Origin of the sequence: Kosakonia oryziphila (assembly GCF_900094795.1) — a bacterium.
Taxonomy (GTDB): Bacteria; Pseudomonadota; Gammaproteobacteria; order Enterobacterales; family Enterobacteriaceae; genus Kosakonia; species Kosakonia oryziphila.
Map to the genome: position 1 here is coordinate 12137 of NZ_FMBC01000041.1, position 21091 is coordinate 33227.

General features: G+C 51.1%; 16 protein-coding genes, 3 pseudogenes and 1 other annotated feature. Of the genes and pseudogenes, 1 reads left to right on the forward strand and 18 read right to left on the reverse strand.

Annotation, left to right across the window (positions count from 1 at the left end; all coding sequences use genetic code 11):
• Positions 1–725 precede the first annotated feature (725 nt).
• Positions 726–1360: pseudogene (locus GA0061070_RS17890) on the forward strand (IS3 family transposase); the annotation flags it as partial.
• Positions 1007–1123: a sequence feature (AL1L pseudoknot), on the forward strand. (Overlaps the previous pseudogene by 117 nt.)
• A gap of 213 nt (positions 1361–1573) precedes the next feature.
• Here GA0061070_RS17890 and GA0061070_RS17895 read toward each other — a convergent pair.
• From GA0061070_RS17895 to GA0061070_RS26030, 18 genes and pseudogenes are all read right to left on the reverse strand, one after another.
• On the reverse strand, positions 1574–3052 hold the full coding sequence (locus GA0061070_RS17895) for an MOP flippase family protein (RefSeq protein WP_090137372.1): 1479 nt from the start codon (positions 3050–3052) through the stop codon (positions 1574–1576).
• A gap of 9 nt (positions 3053–3061) precedes the next feature.
• Positions 3062–4456 (reverse strand): undecaprenyl-phosphate glucose phosphotransferase, encoded by a 1395-nt coding sequence (wcaJ, locus tag GA0061070_RS17900; protein WP_090137373.1) that lies wholly within the window; start codon positions 4454–4456, stop codon positions 3062–3064.
• A 59-nt stretch (positions 4457–4515) separates the two neighbouring features.
• Positions 4516–5886, reverse strand: coding sequence for a colanic acid biosynthesis phosphomannomutase CpsG (gene cpsG, locus GA0061070_RS17905; RefSeq protein ID WP_090137374.1), 1371 nt, complete (start codon positions 5884–5886; stop codon positions 4516–4518).
• 160 nt (positions 5887–6046) lie between these two features.
• A complete protein-coding gene (gene cpsB, locus GA0061070_RS17910) occupies positions 6047–7483 on the reverse strand; it encodes a mannose-1-phosphate guanyltransferase (protein ID WP_090137375.1) in 1437 nt (478 codons plus the stop codon).
• 3 nt (positions 7484–7486) lie between these two features.
• Complete coding sequence (gene wcaI / locus GA0061070_RS17915; RefSeq protein WP_090137376.1) at positions 7487–8710, reverse strand: colanic acid biosynthesis fucosyltransferase WcaI; 1224 nt, start codon at positions 8708–8710, stop codon at positions 7487–7489.
• Positions 8707–9186: a GDP-mannose mannosyl hydrolase gene (locus tag GA0061070_RS17920; RefSeq protein ID WP_090137377.1), complete on the reverse strand. Its 480-nt coding sequence runs from the start codon at positions 9184–9186 to the stop codon at positions 8707–8709. The genes wcaI and GA0061070_RS17920 overlap by 4 nt, the downstream gene beginning before the upstream one ends.
• A gap of 2 nt (positions 9187–9188) precedes the next feature.
• The gene (fcl, locus tag GA0061070_RS17925) at positions 9189–10154 is read right to left on the reverse strand and encodes a GDP-L-fucose synthase (protein ID WP_090137378.1); all 966 of its coding nucleotides are present in this window, start codon (positions 10152–10154) and stop codon (positions 9189–9191) included.
• A 2-nt stretch (positions 10155–10156) separates the two neighbouring features.
• A complete protein-coding gene (gene gmd / locus GA0061070_RS17930; RefSeq protein WP_090137379.1) occupies positions 10157–11278 on the reverse strand; it encodes a GDP-mannose 4,6-dehydratase in 1122 nt (373 codons plus the stop codon).
• An 11-nt stretch (positions 11279–11289) separates the two neighbouring features.
• On the reverse strand, positions 11290–11859 hold the full coding sequence (gene wcaF, locus GA0061070_RS17935; RefSeq protein WP_090137380.1) for a colanic acid biosynthesis acetyltransferase WcaF: 570 nt from the start codon (positions 11857–11859) through the stop codon (positions 11290–11292).
• Positions 11860–11868: 9 nt separating this feature from the next.
• Positions 11869–12618 carry a colanic acid biosynthesis glycosyltransferase WcaE gene (wcaE, locus tag GA0061070_RS17940; protein WP_090137381.1) on the reverse strand — a complete coding sequence of 250 codons (750 nt, stop codon included), beginning with the start codon at positions 12616–12618 and terminating at the stop codon, positions 11869–11871.
• Positions 12619–12623: 5 nt separating this feature from the next.
• On the reverse strand, positions 12624–13841 hold the full coding sequence (gene wcaD / locus GA0061070_RS17945) for a colanic acid polymerase WcaD (protein WP_090137382.1): 1218 nt from the start codon (positions 13839–13841) through the stop codon (positions 12624–12626).
• The gene (wcaC, locus tag GA0061070_RS17950) at positions 13816–15033 is read right to left on the reverse strand and encodes a colanic acid biosynthesis glycosyltransferase WcaC (protein WP_090137383.1); all 1218 of its coding nucleotides are present in this window, start codon (positions 15031–15033) and stop codon (positions 13816–13818) included. The genes wcaD and wcaC overlap by 26 nt, the downstream gene beginning before the upstream one ends.
• A pseudogene (locus GA0061070_RS17955) lies at positions 15030–15302 on the reverse strand (colanic acid biosynthesis acetyltransferase WcaB); the annotation flags it as partial. The gene wcaC and the pseudogene GA0061070_RS17955, both read right to left, overlap by 4 nt.
• Positions 15298–16140, reverse strand: coding sequence for a colanic acid biosynthesis glycosyltransferase WcaA (gene wcaA, locus GA0061070_RS17960; protein WP_090137385.1), 843 nt, complete (start codon positions 16138–16140; stop codon positions 15298–15300). The gene wcaA and the pseudogene GA0061070_RS17955, both read right to left, overlap by 5 nt.
• 66 nt (positions 16141–16206) lie before the next feature.
• Positions 16207–18369: a tyrosine-protein kinase Wzc gene (wzc, locus tag GA0061070_RS17965; RefSeq protein ID WP_090137386.1), complete on the reverse strand. Its 2163-nt coding sequence runs from the start codon at positions 18367–18369 to the stop codon at positions 16207–16209.
• On the reverse strand, positions 18366–18815 hold the full coding sequence (gene wzb, locus GA0061070_RS17970) for a low molecular weight protein-tyrosine-phosphatase Wzb (protein WP_090137387.1): 450 nt from the start codon (positions 18813–18815) through the stop codon (positions 18366–18368). Before wzb ends, wzc begins: the two co-directional genes overlap by 4 nt.
• 5 nt (positions 18816–18820) lie before the next feature.
• Complete coding sequence (locus GA0061070_RS17975) at positions 18821–19960, reverse strand: polysaccharide export protein (protein WP_090137388.1); 1140 nt, start codon at positions 19958–19960, stop codon at positions 18821–18823.
• 199 nt (positions 19961–20159) lie between these two features.
• Positions 20160–20907, reverse strand: a pseudogene (locus GA0061070_RS26030) (transposase family protein); the annotation flags it as partial.
• Positions 20908–21091 lie beyond the last annotated feature (184 nt).

Genomic DNA, 21091 nt, shown 5'->3' on the forward strand with positions numbered 1-21091 from the left:
CATGCCGACACTGTATTTTGGATATTTACCTGGAATGAAAAATTCCGGACAAGACCCAATAGCCGGAGTGTAGGAACGTTCCCTGCCCGATCAGAAATGAAAAAATGCAACAAGATATTACAAACAAAAATGTTCAGCACTTACAGATCATCTTTATGATTAATAAGAATTTTCTTGGATACCCCTTCAAGCCTTATGGGATAAGGGTGTGCAACAAATGATCAATTTAGCTTAGGGCGCACATCTGTACGAAATATCACCAATCACGTAAAATATCTGATTTTGTACTTTTATCAAAAAATGAGAAGCAGGACGTGACTGAGCATGTGAAAAATTGACGATATTTTTCATGTTTTCGTCATTTCTTATTATCCACTTAAACGGGGCTTATTTGTTTTCGTCAGAAGAGGGGCAATGCCAAGACTGTCGTTTACGCATGTCTCAACACCAGGACATAAGCACGGCCAGGACACCTGCCATTCAGGAAATGGACAGTGATCAGACTGACTAATGCGTTGAGAATGTTTGTTCTATTGCTCAGGTTTTAATGAGATCCAGTTCGATGCCATCATGACTGGTAATCCCCCCGAAAAACCGGTGTGTTGATAAGTAGAATTTTCTCCTAACCTGAATGCAGGGGGATTTCTATGAAGCGATCACGTTTTACTGACTGAACCGCCCCGGGAATCCTGGAGATTAAACTCTTTGAGAGAGAGGTAAACAGGATGACTAAAAATACACGTTTTTCCCTCGGGATACGGCAGCGGGCCGTCCGCATGGTTCTGGAATGCCAGGACGGGTATGGCTCACAGTGGGCAGCTCTGAGCTCCATCGCCCCTAAAATCGGCTGCACGCCGGAGACCCTGCGTATCTGGCTGCGTCAGTATGAACGTGATGCCGGTGGCGGTGATGGTGGTCTCTCCACCACTGAGCGCCACCGCCTGAAAGAGCTGGAGCGTGAGAACCGCGAGCTGCGGCGCAGCAATGATATCCTGCGGCAGGCCTCAGCTTATTTTGCGAAGGCGGAGTTCGACCGCTTCTGGAAAAAATAGCCCTCCTGGTGGATACCCTGCGCGATGAATACGGGGTCGGACCGGTATGTCATGAGCCGGATATCGCCCCGTCGTCATACTGCCGCCACCGTGAATATCAGCTGCATCCTGACAGACGTAGCCATCGCGACCAGCGTGATGAACAACTGGAGCAGGAGATACAGCGCGTGTACGACGAAAACTACGGCGTCTATGGTGTTCGCAAGGTCTGGCACCAGCTGCTGCGGGAGGGCTTCAGCGTGGCCCGATGCACCATCGCGCGGCTGATGAAGTCCATGAACCTTACCGGCGTGCTACGGGGTAAAAAAGCCGTGCAGAGGTTGAGCTGGCAACGCTGGCGTGGGTGGACTGGTACAACAATCGCCGTCTGCTGGAAAGGCTGGGGCATATCCCATCGGCAGAAGCCGAACAGGCATATTATGCTTCCATCGGGAATAAGGATCTGGCAGCCTGAGTTCCCAACTAAAATACTCTCCCGGAAAACCGGGGCGGTTCAGTTTGCTGTTCCATTGCCCTCACATTCAATTAGCCCGTAAAAGGGTTTTCATTTTTTCGCTGCGACAAAACTGGCTCTTCAGTTCCACTACTAGCGGATGGCGCGACGCAACAACCATGGCAGCAAACGCCAGCATGCCGGTAGCAATCTGCATGCCCACTAGCGCACTCAGGGATAGGTGCCCCTGTAGTGTGATGTTAAGGCCGTAGCTCACTACCAGCGTCGGCAGCGAGAGATAAAACGGCAGCCACAGGCTCAGGATGTACTCCCGGTAGCAGGAGCCCAGCACCGGTTTGATCATCACAAAGTAGCTCAGGATAGTGTTGATGATCTGAACCAGCAGGAATCCCCGCGTGACGCCTATTGCCCCTGCGAGATATCCCCCCAGCAAAATAGCCGGAATAAACAGACATGATTTGAACACATTGTATTTGAAGCTTATATCAACGCGCGCTTTTGCCATCAGCAGCGATCCGATCGGATTATCGACAGCACGCAGCAATCCGACCACGCAGAGCAGTTGTAACACCGGGATGATGCTGTTCCACTTTTCACCAAACAAGAGCGGCACAACGTTACCCGACACCACCATCAGGCCCAATAGTGCCGGAAAGTTAATGACCCCCACCACCGACAAGAGCTTGTAAAAGTTAACGCGTAGCCTGTCAGTATCGTCCTGAATTTTGGCGAACGCCGGAAACAGCACACGAGTAATGATTTGGTTGAGTTTCATCGGCGGGACAACAGTGACATTCCACGCAAGGTTGAATCCTCCCGCCACGCCGGCACCGAGTGTTCTGGCGAGTACCAATGTGGGAAGGTTGGTATTGACATAATTGATGATGCAGTCCGCCGTGAGCCATGCGCCAAATCGCAGATTTGATGCCACAGACGCGAACGAAAAATGCAGTCCGGGACGGTAAATCTTACGACCCAAATAGCCAAACAGCAGCGTGCGCACGGCGCAGTTAACCAGATACCCCATTATCGCCGTCAACGCACACGGCCAGAACTGTACGCTGACGACGGTGAAGGTAAAACCCGCCAGCACTGAGGCGGTCTCAATCATGCCAATCTTGTTAAATTCCAACTCCTTCTGCATTAAGGCGCGAAACTGCTGCCCGTGCGGGATCATTACAAACGCCAGTGCCAACGTTTTAATTAGCGGCACCAGATCCGGATTACGCAGCACAGCGGCGATAGCATTGCTGAGCAGAAATAGTGTGACACAAACCGTTATGCCGAGCCCCACGTTCAGCCAGTACAGCGTGGTGAGCTCCAGATAACCGATGACTTTACGCTGGATAATCGAATTGGCAATGCCAAAATCGGAAAGCATATCGACCAGGGCGAAGATCACCAGCGACACCGTCAGCAGGCCAAACTGATGGTTATCAAACAGCCGTGCCAGCCAGGTTATCTGGATAAGCCCCAGGCTGGTAATAATCACCGTGGCGATGGCCGACCATTTTGCGCCGCTGAGGGTTTTTTTACGTAAGCTCATCATCGTTCCTCAGTAGGCCGCTTTATTGAAAAAGCCTTTGAATACCGTCAGAAAAATGATTTTGATATCTAACCACAGACTCCACTCGCGGATGTACTCGAGGTCAAACTCCACCCGTTTTTCCATCTTCTCCAGCGTATCGGTCTCACCACGCCAGCCGTTGATTTGTGCCCAACCGGTAATGCCGGGTTTGACCTTATGGCGCAGCATGTAGCCTTCAATCAACTGGCGATAATGTTCGTTATGCACCACTGCATGAGGACGCGGCCCGACGATGGACATCCCACCCGTCAGCACATTAATGAACTGCGGCAGCTCGTCGAGCGAAGTACGGCGCAGGAAATGGCCGACCTGCGTGACACGGGGATCGTTTTGCGTTGCCTGAGTCACCACCCCGCCGTCCTCCATCACTTTCATTGAGCGAAACTTCCAGACTCTAATCGGTTTGCCGTCCATTCCGTAACGGGTTTGCCGAAAGATAACCGGGCCAGGTGACGTGAGTTTGACAGCCAGGGCAATGCAGCACAGTGCGGGAAAAATCAGCAATAAAATCAGTGTCGCCAACACAATATCTTCAGCACGTTTCAGCAGGCGGTTAATACCGGAAAGCGGCGTATCGTAGAGCGGTACTACCGGCACGCCGCTGACCTCGTCGATACGCGAATGCAAAATATTGAAGGTGAAAACGTCCGGGATCAGGATCACCGAACAGGTAGTATCGGCCAGCGCACGTACCAGTTTTTTCACCTGCGCGCCATCGCTCATCGACATAGCGATATACACGTGGTGGATCCGCGAGACTTTGGCATCTTCCACCAGTTGGCTCAAATTGCCCGCCCAATCGGCTGTAACCCCACCGGGTTTCGGGTCGTGGTAAACCCCGACCGCCTCGAAGCCCAGCCAGGGCTCATTGCGAAAACTCTCCAGCAGAACCTGACCAGCAGGTGAATCCCCAGCCACCGCTACGCGGCGCGTGTTATACCCGCGATGATGCAACCATCCCGCGCCATAGCGGATAAACGATCGGCTGACAACCAGACAACTGCTGGTGAGCACATACCACTCCAGCCAGACCGTTAAGCGGTTATCAAAATCGCCGTTAAATGCCACCAGACCGGCGCTAAAAATCAGGCTCAGCGTCCAGTTTTGCAGCAGTAGCGTAAGCTCGGTTGCGATTTTAACACCGCGCCAGGAACGGTAAAAATCAGTTATACCGCCCAGCATCTGAAAGACCACCAGCGTGATCAGCGCTACCAGCAGGTGCATATACAGGAATGGCAGTCCACTTAATTCACAGACGATCCATAGTCCGCCAAACATGATGGTGATATCTGAAAGGCATTGCACCATAGAGATTAATGATGCATTGGTTTTGGCCCGTTCGCGCTTTTTTAGATTTGTCATCGTAGTCTCCCTGTGATTCCCCCCTCCCCCGCCTGAAACCAGACAGAGGACGACTGAACTTACTGGTTCAGTAACGCCAGTAGCATGAGCGTTTGCGCTTCCATCAACGGAACATCTCCGCGAGATTCCACGTTAAGACGGACTACTGGCTCGGTGTTGGACGTGCGCAAATTAAAGCGCCAGTCGACAAACGACATGCTGATACCGTCCGTTCTGTCCACCGCCAGCGCTTCTCCGGCAAAGTACGCCTCCACCCGGGCAATCGACGCCACCGGTTCCGCCAGTTGGCTGTTAATTTCACCACTCACCGGATAGGCCGCCATCCGGTCTGCCACCAGTTCCCCCAGCGACTGTCCCTTCAGGCAGACCAGTTCTACCACCAACAACCACGGGATCATCCCACTATCGCAGTAGGCAAAATCGCGGAAATAGTGGTGAGCACTCATTTCACCACCGTAAATGGCATCTTCCTGGCGCATCCGTTCTTTGATGAACGCATGGCCGGTTTTCGACATTACCGGCGTGCCGCCTGCAGCGTTCACCACATCCACCGTATTCCAGGAGAGTCGCGGATCGTGGATAATTTTTGAGCCCGGATGTTTTTCCAGGAACGCTTCCGCCAGCAGGCCGACAATGTAGTAGCCTTCGATAAACTGACCTTTTTCGTCGAACAGGAAACAGCGGTCGAAATCACCATCAAAGGCAATGCCCATGTCTGCACCGTATTCAATCACCGCGTTGCGCGTGTCGGCGCGACACTCCGGCAGCAGCGGATTGGGGATGCCGTTGGGGAAAGTGCCGTCCGGGGTGTTATGGACCTTGAGAAACTCCACTGGCACACGCGCGGCGTGAAAGCGTGATTCAATGGCATCTACCACCGGACCAGCCGCGCCGTTACCGGAATTGATCACCAGCTTAAGCGGGCGCAGATGGCTGAGGTTGATATAACCGAGCAGATGGTCGATATAGGCCTCATGGGGATCGATCCGACTGTAGCTCCCACGTTTTGTGGCATCAATTGGTGGAAAATTATTTATCTCCGCCAGACGCTGGATATCGCGCAGACAGGTGTCCCCACTGATGGGGCGCGCGCCTTCGCGCACCAGCTTCATACCGTTATAGTCTATCGGGTTATGACTGGCGGTCACTTCAATGCCGCCATCAACGCCAAGATGAAACGTGGCGAAATAAATCTCTTCAGTGCCGGACAAGCCGATATCCAGCACGTTGACGCCCGCGTCCTGCAGTCCTTTCGCCAGCGCCGCTTTAAGCGCTTCACTGCTCAGGCGGACATCGCCGCCGAGAACGATGGTTTTCGGCTTCAGGTATTCACCGTAGGCGCGGCCAATCCGCCACGCGATATCTTCATTCAGTTCTTCGCCCAGCCTGCCGCGAATATCGTAGGCTTTGAAACAAGTTAATTTCGTCATGATTTCCCCTTCTTCAGGCAACAGTTAGCCCTGACAGCTAAGCTGCCAAAATTTGTTTTTATTGTTTATTGCCCGGTGGAGCTACGCTTACCGGATCTACGAACCTTACGAACCTGTAGATCAGATAAGCAACACGCCATTCGGCAAGGTTATCGCGCGGTTAAACCCGGCCGTAGCGATCCTCAAATCGCACAACATCGTCCTCTTCAAGGTACGAGCCAGAGCGGACTTCAATCAGATCGAGCGGGATTTTCCCGGGGTTTTCCAGACAGTGAATCGCACCGAGTGGAATAAAGACAGATTCGTTTTCCCCCAGCAGCTTAATCTCGCCATCAATGGTAACTTTGGCGGTTCCGGCGACCACCACCCAGTGCTCGGCGCGATGATGGTGCATCTGAACGGACAGGCCTTCGCCGGGCTTAACGGTGATGCGTTTCACCTGATAACGATCACCCGCGTCAATCGAGTCGTATTTGCCCCAGGGACGATAAACTTCGCGATGGATATGGTGCTCATGACGTCCGTCGGCTTTGATCTGCTCCACCATTTTTTTCACGTCCTGGACGGCGTTACGATTGGCAATAAGCACCGCGTCTTTGGTTTGCACCACCACTAAATCTTTCACTCCGATGGTAGTCACCAGGCCGGATTCAGCGTAGATGTAGCTATTTTGCGTTTTATGACTAATCACATCCCCGTGATGTACATTGCCTTCGGCGGTGTGCGCACTGATCTCCCATAATGAGGACCAGGAGCCGACATCGCTCCAGCCGACATCCATCGGCATGACTATAGCATCTGCGGTAAGCTCCATGACCGCATAGTCCACCGACTCTTCAGGACAGGAGAGAAACGCTTCTTCATCCACGCGGATAAAATTGAGATCCTGAGCGACCGTACTCATCGCTTTTTCACAGGATTGCAGAATATTGGGACGGAATTTTTTCAACTCTTCCAGATAACGCCCGGCGCGGAACAGGAACATACCGCTGTTCCAGTAATAATCACCACTATCGACATAAGCCTGCGCGATTTCAAGATTAGGTTTTTCGACAAATTGCGCCACATTAAAGGCCACCGAATCATGCACACCGGCGACAATATCACCGCGACGGATATAGCCATAACCGGTTTCCGGCAGATCCGGTACAATGCCAAATGTCACCAGCTTACCAGCCTCGGCATAGGTTATGGCGTCACGAACCGCGTGGCGAAACGCCTCTTCATCGGTGATAACATGATCGGCAGCTAATACCAGTATCAGCGGATCGCCGTTCTGGCTATGTTGCAACGCCGCCAGCGCCGCCAGCGCAATCGCCGGGGCGGTATTACGTCCGGCAGGCTCCAGAATGATGTTTCCCGTTAACTTATTCAGTTGGCGCAACTGTTCCGCCACAATAAATCGGTGCTGCTCATTACAGATCACTACCGGACTTTCACACTCCATACCGTTCAGACGACGAATGGTCGTTTGTAGCATGGTGAGGTCCCCTTTCAGGCACAGAAACTGTTTTGGATAAAGTACGCGAGACAGCGGCCATAAACGGCTACCGGAGCCTCCGGCCATCACTACCGGATATAACGTTGTCTGACTCATTTTTTAATCCTGAATATCTGCAATAAATTGACGTAGCACGTTCTCTTTATCGAGTGTGCGTTTGGCATATTTGCGTGCCACCGTGTTGTTCTCTGGCATTGCCAACGCACGGGAAATGCCTGTCACCAGCATCTCTACCGATTCCGGCTCCACACAGACGGCAATACCGGGATAGTCATTACACAGTCGCCCAAGCTCGGTTTGCGGCTCAGCGGTGATCACCGCATTTCCACCAACTGCCAGAATATTGGTGAGTTTGGAAGGCAGTACCGCATCTGCCGCACCGCTTTTTTGTACCACCAGGTGACAGTCCCCCATCTTCAGCAGAGCAGGTAACAATTCATAAGGCTGAAGAGGAAAAAAACGGACATTCTTTAGGCCGTAAGCATTCACCTGTTGTTCCAGTCGGCTTTTTCCTCCGCCCTGGCCGACAATCACAAATAACCAGGGGCGATCCTGTAGGCGATCCGCCGCCTTGATCACATTCTCCAGTCCTTGCTTCTCACCGATATTGCCGGAGTAAAGAATGATTTTTGGCCCATCCGGCAATCCCAGCGCCTGACGCAACTGCCCGGCCTGCGCCCGAGTCACCCTGGAGAAGTGATCCACCTCCGTCCAGTTGGGAAAAAAAATGATTTTGTCGTCCGCCACGCCCTTTTCGCGCGCTTTTTGCATCATCGAACGGGAAATGGTGGAAACGTGATCCACGTTGTGCAAGCCGCCGCGCTCGAAGGCTGCCGCCAGTCGAGCTACTTTTCCACGTTTGCTCTTGCCTGCCATCCCCAGCCCCAGCATGGCATCCACTTCATAGTCCTGAATATGTAACAGCGTGCGTGCCCCGCTCAGTTTGGCTAGCAGACGCATACCCGGCGTACAAAACAGGGTTGGTACCACGCCGATAATGTGATCCGGCTTCCAGCGACGTTGCGCCATGAGCGGGAAAAAACTGCTTAGCGCGAAGCTGCCCAGATGCAGCACACGTTTTAATATGGAGGGCTGTGCAGGTACGTAGAGCGGGCAGCGCCAGATGGTCACTTCCCCTTCTTCACGCCGATAACGCCAAGTGGAGTAACGTTCTTCCACCTTCCACTGGGGGTAATAAGGCGGCGCGGTGATGACCCGAACCTCATGGCCCTGACGTGCCATCCATGCCACCATCTCCCCTGTGTATTTGCCCGCCCCGATCAGTTCTGGTGAGTAGTTGATGCCATATACCAAAATTTTCATAACCCTGGCACTCCAACTTGGCGTTCCGCAAGAAAATAGGCCCGGGTATTATCGTGGACATCGTCGCTTGCCAGCAGCGACTCTGGCGTCAGCCAGCGGTAGGCACCATGTTGTGAATCAGGCAAACGTAGGTCTGCCTGGTTCACTTTCAGGCGAAAACCGAGCACCACGTAATGGGTGGAAAAATCAGCCTCGGAAAAGTTATTGTCATAGAAGTGCTGCCAGACGCCGTAAAACTGGCCAGCGGAAAGAGGCAACCGCAGCCCCAGCTCCGTCTCAGTCAGGCGTTCAAACGCCACTTGCAGCGTCTCGTCTTTTTGTATCCGACCGCCGGGAACAAACCACCACCCCTGCGCCGGTCGATTCAGCCGTTTGCCCAGCAGGCAGGCACCGGACGCGTTTTCCACGATGAAATCAAGTGAGATAAGCGGCGTGGCGCGGACCACAGTTGCAAACATTTCCTGACCTAAAAACATAGTTACCCCCGAAAATGCTGCTGATTTTCAAGGAACCACTGGTAGGTACTGGCCAGTCCGGCTTCCAACGAAATCTTGTGATGCCAGCCGAGCTGATGCAGACGCGTAACGTCCAGCAGCTTGCGCGGCGTACCGTCAGGTTTGCTGGCATCAAAGACCACGCGGCCCTTGTACCCCACTACCTGAGTCAGGGTCTGAGCCAGTTCGCGGATGGTGCAGTCCACGCCCGTCCCGACATTGATGTGCGACAACATCGGCTGCGTGATTCCTTGCCACACCTCATGGGCCAGCTCCATTACATAAATGCTGGCGGCGGCCATATCATCGACGTGCAGAAACTCACGCATCGGTGTACCACTGCCCCACACCACCACATCCGGGGAATTCTGTTCCCCCGCCTTATGAAGGCGACGTAGCAGCGCCGGAATCACATGCGAGTTGCTGGGATGAAAATTGTCATTAGGCCCGTACAGATTGGTCGGCATCACCGAGCGGTAATCGCGGTTGTACTGGAGGTTATAAGACTCGCAAAGTTTAATTCCGGCGATTTTGGCGATCGCGTAAGGCTCATTTGTCGGCTCAAGCGTTCCCTGCAGCAGCTCGCTTTCCTTGATCGGCTGCGTCGCCAGTTTCGGGTAGATACAGGATGAGCCGAGGAACAGCAACTTGTTCACATTGTTGAGATGCGCGGCATGAATGATGTTGCTTTCAATCATCATATTTTCATAGATGAAATCCGCCGGGTAACGATTATTGGCGACAATCCCCCCCACCTTAGCCGCCGCCAGGTAGACCTGATCGATGCGTTCCTGCACGAAAAACGCCTGCACAGCGCGACTGTCCAGCAGGTCCAGCTCGTCGCGGGTGCGTAATACCAGCTCCACATCCGCGCGCTGTTCAAGCTGGCGTTGAATCGCAGAACCCACCATTCCGCGATGACCGGCAATATAAATACGTTGCTTCGTCATTCTCAGGACTCCAGCGCGATGGCAACCTCGTAGCCATGAGCCTTCAGCAGAGAGTGTTTCTTCGCCGATTCCAGATCTTTCGCTACCATTTCAGAGACCATTTCCTGAAGGGTGATTTCCGGCTTCCAGCCCAGTTTCCGATGCGCTTTGCCAGGATCGCCCAGCAGCGTTTCTACCTCAGCCGGACGGAAATAGGCCGGGTCGACCGCAACAATGGCATCACCAGGCTTAATACCGGGGGCATCGTGACCAGTGACTGACACCACGATACCTTTTTCTTCCAGGCCCTGACCTTCAAAGCGCAGTTTGATACCTAACTGCGCCACCGCCATTTCCACGAACTGACGCACGGAGTACTGCACGCCGGTGGCGATAACAAAATCTTCCGGTTTGTCCTGTTGCAGCATCATCCACTGCATTTTCACGTAATCTTTGGCATGCCCCCAATCGCGCAGGGAATCCATATTGCCCAGATAAAGGCACGACTCGAGTCCCTGCGCAATATTGGCAATGGCGCGGGTAATTTTGCGAGTCACGAAGGTTTCGCCGCGACGCGGAGACTCGTGGTTGAAGAGAATGCCGTTGCAGGCATAGATGCCATACGACTCGCGGTAGTTGACGGTGATCCAGTAGGCGTACAGTTTCGCCACCGCATACGGTGAGCGAGGGTAAAACGGTGTTGTCTCTTTCTGGGGAATTTCCTGCACCAGGCCGTATAGCTCAGATGTGGAGGCCTGATAAAAGCGGGTTTTCTTTTCCAGCCCAAGGAAGCGGATCGCTTCCAGCAGGCGCAGGGTACCCAGCGCATCAACGTCGGCGGTATATTCCGGCGATTCAAACGAGACGGCGACGTGGCTCATAGCCCCGAGGTTATAGACCTCATCAGGCTGGACCTCCTGCAAAATACGCGTCAGGTTGGAGGAGTCCGTCAGGTCACCATAGTGCAGGTAGAATTTCGGGTTGCTGATATGCGGATCCTGATAAATATGATCCACACGCTCGGTATTAAACGACGATGCGCGACGCTTGATACCATGAACTTCGTAACCTTTCTCCAGCAGAAACTCTGCCAGGTAAGAACCATCCTGCCCGGTTACGCCAGTAATGAGAGCGACTTTTGACATTTTATTACCTCTTAATTGATCCCAGTAGGGTGTAACTTTTTATTAACGCGCTCGCGCGTTACCATTGCTGGATTGCCGCAGCAAATCACGTTCGCTGGCAGCGACTTAAACACACTGCTCCGCGCACCAATCACGGTGCCGTCGCCTATAATGACGCCGGGAGCGACAAATACGTCTGTCGCTAGCCAGCATTTCTCGCCTATAACTATCGGTGAAGCATGAATATCAAAATGGGTACTGGCATAATCGTGGCTGCCGGTACACAAATAACTCTTTTGCGAAATAACGCTATTTGCGCCAATGGTGATTTCACCCAGCGAATATAAAACGACGTTATCCCCAACCCATGCATAATCCCCGAGGGTCACTTTCCACGGATAGGTAATTTTCACGGAGGGTCTGATAACTACATCCTTTCCTATTTTTGCGCCAAATAACCGTAATAAAAAAGCTCGCCAGCGATACATCACCTGCGGTGAGCCGTTAAATAAAGTTGCTTGCACCGCCCACCACAATTGAACTTTAAGAGCGCTCGCCCCCCGGAATTTTTTCGGTACCGAAAAGCCATTCAAATCTTGCATAATTGCTCCTTATATTTTCTTTTTATATAAGGCCTTCGTTTTAGCGGTAGTACGTAGGCGTAATCGCCATGATAATTCGGCCCAGAATCCTGGCACCTGCAATATCTGCCGCTGCACTTTCTTGGCATCCTGGCATAACTCCAGATTATTCGTCGTTGACACACCGCCGATTGAAAATTCAGACACCAAACCGCTCAATTTTTTAAAAGCGTATCCGGCTTTATACATTCTTGCCGCGAGGGCATAATCAGATGACACCTTATACTGCAAATCATAACGCCACTTTTTTAGCCCTAACATTGGGAAAAATATCGCTTGATGGCTTGCCGGCAGGCTGTGATAAATATACCAACCAGGTTTAGCGCTACGCTTTATTTTATGTCCATCGCCAAAATCAAGTAGCGCATCGCCGGTAATGATGGTGTAATCTTTTTGCCCCTGTAGCTGGCGCACAAACTGCCCAGCGTCAGGATGGAAAATATCACCGGAGTTGAGAAACAGAGCAAACCTGCCGCTCGCCATCTCAATGCCTTTATTCATCGCGTCATAAATACCCCGGTCCGGTTCGCTGATGAAACGCAGCGGATAGTCCTCCTGCTGCGTTTCAAGGTATTCCCGTGTGCCATCGTCAGAGCCACCATCCACCACAACCCACTCGAAGCTAAGATCTTTGCACTGCGCCAGGTGGGCCAGCGACGCATGGGTTCTGATGACCCCTTCCCGATTATGAAATGCCACAGTGATAATACTAAGCAGCATACACATCACCTCACGATATTCAGAGCCTTGCGAAAGATAAATGGACAAACAATTAAAAACGTATATTCCGGACTAAATATAGAACCGGTAAAAAACAGCGACAATGGTGTAAAAAGATAAAGCTGCACCCGAAAATTACGATTATCACCAAACGAATTTAACATCATTTTTAAAATTTGCCATAAGCACAACAGAAACAGTATTACCGCAAACCACGAAAAATAAATAACAAGCAAATACAAACCATTATCTATTGTTTTCCCAACATTCGCACCATTAAATATCCCAAATGATGCAACATATTCATAAAGCGAGCCAAATCTTACGACGCCATCAATATGAGTTAAAGAATACCTCACCATCACTAAAGGCCCAACAATACGATAATACGATGACGTTCCTTCCGTACCTAAATCTCCCAAACGCGTTGAGATATAGGGAAATGCAATGACCACCCCAACCATAAAAAACGCCAACGAGATTAATGCTAACGGTAGTTTTTTCTTAATTGTATCCTTACCAAGGTACTGAAACATCCACTCAAGTAGGTAAAAACAAATAAATGTCATCACCCCTGAAAATGATCCTGCTAATATTACTCCAATCAGAACCATAACATCCATTTTCGGCGTTTTGATACTAAACTGTTTGATGCACAACCAACTTGATATTAAAACCAGAGCGAAGAATGCCGGTTCAAAATAAAGCGCAGTGGTTCGTTTACCGCCGAATTTAATAAAATCCAGAACATAACTATTACTGTAAATCAGATATTTCGCAATTCCCGCAATAATGCTGCTGCTACCCGTGGCGATAATCTGCGCCATTTCCACTGCGGCGAGCGATACCATCAAGCCAATCACCAGCCAGAAAAAGCGCAGGATATTACGGTAGTTATGTGGGGAAATAGTTTTAAAGCGAATACTCCATACCATCCCGATGATGATAACCGCGTAGACAAACAGCATTGTCGAGGTAATGTATTTGCTGGCATCCAGCGACTGACCAAACAAAAAGTTAAACAGTATTAGCCCTGCCCCAAACCCCAGCGCTATCATCAGTTTCTTGACGCTGATGCGCTCAACAAACAGCAACAGCACCAGCGGTAAAAAGGTGACGACGGTGATCGGAAAGCTTTCCCCCAACTGTGCTAACTTGACATTAACCAGCAGGTAGAAAAGCGGCAACAGAAGATAGCTACAGACTCTTATAGAACGAGACATACTCCTCCAGCATCTGTTGTCCGCTGTAGGCGGCACGGCTACGTTCGCTAAATGCCGCCAGCGAGGTGCCAAACACTGCCTGCGCAATCTCCTCTTTTTGCCTTTGCACCAGCGACATCACCTCGGCGTCATCAAAGGTCCTGCCGCCAGATTTCGCCAGCACTTCTTGCGCCGCCTCGCTGTGGGTAGCAATCACCGGCACCCCAATAGACAGCATCTCACATAAAATCAGAGGATAGTTATCCACTTGCGAACTGAACACCAACGCATCCATTTGGTTGAGCGTGCTCATCAGTCGACGTTTATCAGTTTCAAAGCCATGATTAACTACGTTTGCTCCGCTAAACGGCGAAAACTTGCCGAAGGTGTGCAGTTCAATCTTATCGCCCAGCGTCATTATGTCCCGCACCAGCTGCTGACGCGTTTTACCATCATAGCGCAGGTCATGTGCCACCACGGCGATGTGGGGTTTGCGGTGACCTGACGTGACAGGAGGAAGATCGCACAGAATCGCCTCTGTCACCACATCGATACCATTGTTGACAATGTGACAGTGCCCGGCCCCGTACAGGCTGTTAAACGCTTCAGCCACATGCTGGCTTGGGGAGATAAACTGACAACCCAGCGCCAACATTTCACGAAACAACTGACGTTTTCCAGCCACCAGCCGATGCGCTCTGTCGATCTTTACCGGCGGATAGTTGGACAGTGTCGGGCACTTCTGACACCCCGTCTTCCAGCCCTCGCAACCATCAGTGAAGGCGCAGCGTCCGGTCACGCTCCAGTGGTCATGCAGTGTCCATACCAGGGTAACGTCCGGCTTATGCGCCTTCACACTCTCACAAAACGTCACCACCTCTTTCAGATTCAGCCAGTAGCTGTGCAGCACGTGAAAATGCAGCACCAGCGGATCGGGTGTGCGAGTCATCGTCAGGAACAGATCGTCAAGATGTCCAAACAGATCGCGATTAAACAGGCGAAAAAGCGCAATGTTCACCGCAGAGGTCAGACGGGACGTATGTTTAATCACATTGGGATACTGGTGATGACTGACGCTCTTCTTCCCACCTTTACCGTAACCATAGACAAACCGCGACGATAATCCCTTTTGCAGTGCCCGCAGATGCAGATCCAGCGCCACGCCCGCTGCACCGCCTTCCGCCAACCGTACGTTGAACTGTAAAATATTCATTTGATTACCTCCACGCGCCTTTTTTTCCCCACCAGCATATGGTCAGGAATGGAGTCGAGCGCCACGCTACCCGCGCCAATCATGACGTTATTGTCAATGGTGATATCTCCGAGCAGCACCGCATTGGCCCCCAGTTCCACACCGTTATCACTCACCGGGCAGGCTTGGGCTTTCAGTCCCCCGTTGCCAATCGTGGTACCGTAACGATTGGCAAAATCATCATCTGTCGCCACATTTTTATTAATCACCACGGCATACCCGTGTTTAACGCCCCCGAAGCCCGTCAGCCAGTCGCTTACTGTTACGCACGGACAACAGCGTCAGCAGCGTGCGCCAGTTCATCCGCTTATTGCGGATCTGGTAGAGCGTAAAGAGTTGATATTTTTTGCTGGCGCGATCGAATTTACTTTTGTGTTTACGATAAAACTGGAAGTAGCCAGAAAATTGGTGCGGCGATGAGGTGATCTGCATCTCGCCATGATTTACATGCAGGATCTGCGTCACCTCTTCCACCTTCCACGGCTCGCCGTAGGCCACCACCATGCGCAGAAAGGTGTCATAATCCTGCGCCGCCTTTAACGTGGTATCGAACAGGCAAGCTTTATAACGCCAGGCCCAAGTAAACACCTGATTTCCGATAATATTTCGTTTGTAGAACTGACGCCGTGAATAGGCTTTTTTCGGGTACAACGGCAGACTGGTGGGCTGGGAATAGACCTCGCCTTTGCAAACATAATCATTGGCATACAGAAAGGCACGGCTCACCAGTTGATGGCGATGCTGAAGAAAGACACTCAGACGGTTAGGCAACCACTCGTCATCATCATCAATGCCGGTAATGTACTGGCCTTGCGCCTGTATAATGGCCTGATTGCGCACCGCACATGCGCCAGAGTTAAAGGCATTGTGCGTATATGTCACGCGAGGATCGTTCAAATCCTCTACAAATTTCTGCAACTGCTCATACGAGGATGAGCAATCATCGACGATGATCATTTCCCAGTGCGGATAATCCTGACGCAGCACTGATTTAATCGCGCGGATTGCCAACTGCTGCCGATTCCAGGTTGGCATATAAATGGAGATCAATGGATTGTCTGTTGTCATGCGTGTTCCCCAGATAGTGTCGACCACCGAGCCAGACAGCGTGTTGCCATCAGACCATCAACATTTTTATTTGGAATCTGACTTATATTCATATTCGTAGTAGCCGTAATCCTGATATCCGGCAGCACGGCGGAAGATAGAGTTCAGAATGACCCCTTTGACATGGATGCCGTTTTGCTCGAAGCGGCTGAGGCTGGTTTCCACCTCTTTGAGGGTGTTAACCGCATAGCGTGCTACCATCAGCGTGGTACCGGCATGACGCCCAACGATGGCCGCATCAGTCACGGCGAGAATAGGTGGCGTATCGATTAGCACCAGGTCATAGTGTGCGCTTGCCCAGCGGATCAGCTCGCCGAAACGTTCACTCATCAACAGTTCAGAAGGGTTGGGCGGCACTTGCCCGCGAGGGACGAGATGGAAATTGGCGATCGCGGTAAGTTTGGCGCAGGATGTCATATCCCCTTTGCCGGTCAGTATGTCGGACAGACCATTCACGTTATTGGTGCCGAGCAACTCGTGCGTGTAGCCTTTGCGTATATCGCAGTCAATGAGCAGCACCCGCTTGTCGGTCTGGCTGATCACCGCCGCCAGGTTGGCGCAGACAAAGGTTTTACCGATTGACGGGCTGACACCTGTGAGCATTAGCACATTATTGGGGGCCTGCATCATCGCGAAGTGCAGGCTAGTCCGCAGGCTGCGAACCGCTTCTATGGCCAGATCCGTTGGATTCCCCACCGCCAGCAGTTGACTCTGTTTATAGCGCTTTACGCCCTTAACGGCTTTGACGTTATCGTGTGCTTTTTGCCACTCAGACAGTGGGATGCTGGCATACACGCTGATGCCGTTCTCTTCGAGCTCCTGCGGACTTTCAATCCCCCGATTAAACAGCGAACGCAGTAGCATGCCGACAATCGAGAGCATCAGTCCAAGAATGATACTACCGAGAATAATCAGTACTTTTTTCGGTTTCAGCACGCCCGGTTGCGCAATGGCCGGGTCGACAATTCGCACATCACCTACCGTGCTGGCCTCGGTGATCTCCAGCTCCTGCTGCTTGTTGAGCAGTTGCATATAGACCTGCTGACCGGACTCCACGTCGCGAGTCAGGCGCACAATCTCCTGCTGCGTTTTCGGCATCGCCGTTACGCGCCCGTTCAATTTGGCCTTTTCATCCTCTAATGCCTGACGCTTTTCCAGCAGGGTACGGTAGGCGGGATGCGTTTTAGTGAACAGCTTGGAGATTTCCGCTTCTTTAAAGGTCAGATCATTGAGTTGCGCATCTATATTAACCATCAAATCCAGCACCGCTTTGGCTTCCATCTGCAGGTCGACGGAATCTTTGTCCTGCCGAAACGCGTTGAGCTTATTCTCCGCGACGTCGAGACGGTTTCGCACTTCCGGCAGTTGTTTTGCCAGAAACTCGAGGCTTTTCGCCGCCTCTTCCGACTTGCGCTTCACATTCTGCTCAAGATAATTGCGGGTAATGCTATTGAGAATATCGCGAATTTTATCGCGCTCCTCTCCGATAAATGTCAGGTTCAGTACACCGCTATCTTTACCCGTTTCAGTTACCGTCAGGTTATTTTGCAGCGCGTTGATCATGTCGAGCGTGGAAAATTTCATGAGGGTAAACTCGCTGTCAGGCGAGGCGTGAATAGCGCTCACCATCAGCGTCACATCCCCCTGGTTGAGCAGTTGCCCAACCTGTCCGCGGGCGCTAAATCCGCCGTCGTTTTCAAGCGTGTAGGCGTTGTTATTCAGCACGGTCAGCGTGAAGGGGTGCTCGTTCATTTCTTTAGGTAAGGTGAACGTTGTCACATCCACCGTTTCATTTTGCCTCCCCATCAGACGATCCCACCCGGCACCGATCAGTGGGAAGGTGTTTTTACTCACCGAAATATCCAGATTGAGATCGTCCACGGTTTTACCGAGCACAAGACGTGACTGAATGAGCTGGATTTCCGCTTCCGACGCCGGCGGCTTGTTGGACAAGACAGAGCTAATATCCTGTACCAGCGAATTACCGCTATTTTGTTCGATCTGCACTAAGGCATCTGCGCTGTAAATGGGTGTGGCAAGAAAAGCGTAGAGCGTTGCGAAAGCGGCAAATACGGCGGTAACACCCAGCACCCACCAGCGCGATTCAATAACAGTACCTATCAGTCGTCCAATATCAATTTCATCATTGCCCATAACCGGTACAGCAGACTGTTTTACTTTTTCTGTCATGGTTTACCCTGCTCTGCGTTCAGTGCCTGCGCCCACTGGCGAGCAGACAGTTCAAGTAATACGTAAACCGCTTCAAATGCCTCGCGGCTTTTACGGTACGGATCGGGAATTTCCCGCTCACCGTCCCAATGACCGAAAAGCATCACTTTGCCGCGCATCTCCGGCGCTATTTCACACAAGGTGGTGATGTGACGTTTTTCCATCGCCAGAATCAAATCGTAATCCCGACACATTCGCCCTGAGATCTGACGGGCACGGTGATCCTCAAGAGAGAGATTGTGGTCTGCAGCCACGCTTACCGCAGAAGTATCTGCCCCTTTACCGACCAGCGCGTCCAGTCCGGCGGACATCACCGTCAGCGAAGGATGGTAATGTTTTAGCAATCGCTCAGCTGTCGGAGAACGGCATATATTCCCCACACATACAATTAAGATTTTGTTGAACATGGCGGTTACCATTTCTGAATGTCACTGGCCGTATTGGTCATATAACGCACACCGCTAATGGTCGGCAGCAACTGATTGATCAGACGGTTCCAGCGAGCAACCGGCGCGGTAGTGACATACACCACATCGTGAGGTTGGAGGCGGAACTCCGTCGCCATAACCAGCGAGGTGGCGTCGGACATATCAAGCTGGTACACATTGGCAATTTTGCCACCGCGCCCTCCCTCGCCTTTCAATGGTCGAATCACGAAGATGCCGCTGGCGTCAGAAGAGGTCGGATCAATGCCTTCCGCATTGCCCAACGCTTCGGTCAGGGTCATGCCGCTGAAGTCCATTTTTAGAGTGCTCTGTTTCTTCACTTCTCCCATCACAAAGACTTTCAGATCGTCATTGCGTGGTACGAACAGAATGTCACCGGGATAGAGGAGTCGGTTCTGGCTAAGATCGCCATTTTGCATCAGCGCCTGTAGGGAAATATGCTGCTCCTGACCTTTGTGGGTTAACACCACATTGCGCCAATCGGCAGCATCCGTCAGGCCCCCCGCGGCATTAATGGCGTCAAGCACGGTGAACGGTACGTTGGTGATTGCCTGCTGACCGGATTTATTTACCTGCCCAGAGACATAAGCCTTCTGCGAGCGGAAAGCGGCAATATTAACGTCCACCTGCGGGTCAGCGATGTACTTCGCTAAGCGCCCGGTAATATCACTGCGTATTTCACCCAGCGTTTTTCCGACAACGCTGACTTTACCGATATAGGGGTAAAACATAGTGCCGTCGGGCTGAACCCAGTTGCCCGTATCGCTCGAACTACGATACTGCCCCGCAGGAGTGGTCAACTCGGGATGATCCCAGACGGTGACATTCAGTACATCGCCTGGGCCTACACGATACTGATAGTTAGCGATTTCCTGATCCAGCGACATATTCGGCTGCGCCACGTTGGGGCGTGGACGTAATTGTTCCACCAGACGCGGCGTTAATGGATAAACATTAACCAGACGGTTAATATCAAAATCAGCGTCTTGCTGTTTGATAACATCTTTCCCCATTGTCGATATATTACTGCCTGGTAGGGCGGTACAACCGCTGATCAAGCTTACCGACACCAGAAATGGCATCAATTTCAGTTTTAATTTCATCATTTATTATTTATCACTGTCGCAGAGTAATTATCTTGTGCAATTTAAATAGCGAATTTGCCTGTTCTTTTTTAAATTTAAGTTAATCTGTAAATAATTTAATTGGCATCCATTCTGGAAAGTTTAAATTTACCAGAAGGCTATAAACAGGCTCATCATACTTAATAGCAGTCCGTCAGATATGCTACCGCCCTTGGCTTTGTTAGCTACCAATACGCTGATTAATTTGAATTTTTATAATAATCACCCCCATCAGAATTTTATTCCTGACGATAATGATGCGTGCGAAATGCAGCTTCCTCTCATTGCTTTCGACGTTTTTCTCCTGACTCATTAGTACGCGTCGGAAACAATTCATCCTGCTATGTGTATTTTTCACATCCTAGCGATAAACCTTAAAATTGGTATTATTGATCGCATCAGACTCTTCGTTCCTCGGCTGAATATAAGATTCGTAAAGGCGAGTTTTAAGACAGTTTTTCAGCCATTCGTCTTCATAGCATTTGTCCCTGTACAAACGCAGCCTGTTACCCGGACTGCCTGTAGCGCGTCGAGCGTATTTTCGACCAATTTTATGTGTGGGTATTTACCCCGACAACAACCAGCGAAGCGAAAATCTGTTCGCATCTATCATCAGACAGCCTTTTACGTCTTGTCCCCTCCGCCAGTAGGGTTACGATCTGTTTTTTTGAGCCTGCAAGCGGTAACTTGGTTATGCAGCCATCCATCGACAACCATGACCAGCCAATGGCATTCAGTTGCTCTCTAGTCAACAATCCATTCTGCCAGAACCGTTAAAAACCCCCGGCGTACAGCCATTCCTGAAAACTGTGATGGGCAGAGTTTAATGAGAAAATGACGTTTACATTCAGCGCGTTACACTGTAAACCCGTTCTGAGCACAAAGAAAATGGTGTTCATTGTGGCACGATTATCGATGCGTTTGCGATGCGGGCGAAAAGTCTTAGGCGCTTAGCCTCATCCACTGTATGGATATTATGGTAGCCCAACTAAATACTACTTTGTCGGTAAAATTAAAATTTGAAGTAAAATTCCAATTAACAATAATTAAACATTAAAAAAACAATAATTCATCAAAATATTTACATAAATAACAGTCAAATATTCTGCAATA

What these genes read in the sequence shown, in the direction of transcription:
- GA0061070_RS17895 (WP_090137372.1), bottom strand. Translation starts at nt 3,052, where the DNA reads ATGAGCTTACGTAAAAAAACCCTCAGCGGCGCAAAATGGTCGGCCATC.
- wcaJ (WP_090137373.1), bottom strand. Translation starts at nt 4,456, where the DNA reads ATGACAAATCTAAAAAAGCGCGAACGGGCCAAAACCAATGCATCATTA.
- cpsG (WP_090137374.1), bottom strand. Translation starts at nt 5,886, where the DNA reads ATGACGAAATTAACTTGTTTCAAAGCCTACGATATTCGCGGCAGGCTG.
- cpsB (WP_090137375.1), bottom strand. Translation starts at nt 7,483, where the DNA reads ATGAGTCAGACAACGTTATATCCGGTAGTGATGGCCGGAGGCTCCGGT.
- wcaI (WP_090137376.1), bottom strand. Translation starts at nt 8,710, where the DNA reads ATGAAAATTTTGGTATATGGCATCAACTACTCACCAGAACTGATCGGG.
- GA0061070_RS17920 (WP_090137377.1), bottom strand. Translation starts at nt 9,186, where the DNA reads ATGTTTTTAGGTCAGGAAATGTTTGCAACTGTGGTCCGCGCCACGCCG.
- fcl (WP_090137378.1), bottom strand. Translation starts at nt 10,154, where the DNA reads ATGACGAAGCAACGTATTTATATTGCCGGTCATCGCGGAATGGTGGGT.
- gmd (WP_090137379.1), bottom strand. Translation starts at nt 11,278, where the DNA reads ATGTCAAAAGTCGCTCTCATTACTGGCGTAACCGGGCAGGATGGTTCT.
- wcaF (WP_090137380.1), bottom strand. Translation starts at nt 11,859, where the DNA reads ATGCAAGATTTGAATGGCTTTTCGGTACCGAAAAAATTCCGGGGGGCG.
- wcaE (WP_090137381.1), bottom strand. Translation starts at nt 12,618, where the DNA reads ATGCTGCTTAGTATTATCACTGTGGCATTTCATAATCGGGAAGGGGTC.
- wcaD (WP_090137382.1), bottom strand. Translation starts at nt 13,841, where the DNA reads ATGTCTCGTTCTATAAGAGTCTGTAGCTATCTTCTGTTGCCGCTTTTC.
- wcaC (WP_090137383.1), bottom strand. Translation starts at nt 15,033, where the DNA reads ATGAATATTTTACAGTTCAACGTACGGTTGGCGGAAGGCGGTGCAGCG.
- wcaA (WP_090137385.1), bottom strand. Translation starts at nt 16,140, where the DNA reads ATGACAACAGACAATCCATTGATCTCCATTTATATGCCAACCTGGAAT.
- wzc (WP_090137386.1), bottom strand. Translation starts at nt 18,369, where the DNA reads ATGACAGAAAAAGTAAAACAGTCTGCTGTACCGGTTATGGGCAATGAT.
- wzb (WP_090137387.1), bottom strand. Translation starts at nt 18,815, where the DNA reads ATGTTCAACAAAATCTTAATTGTATGTGTGGGGAATATATGCCGTTCT.
- GA0061070_RS17975 (WP_090137388.1), bottom strand. Translation starts at nt 19,960, where the DNA reads ATGATGAAATTAAAACTGAAATTGATGCCATTTCTGGTGTCGGTAAGC.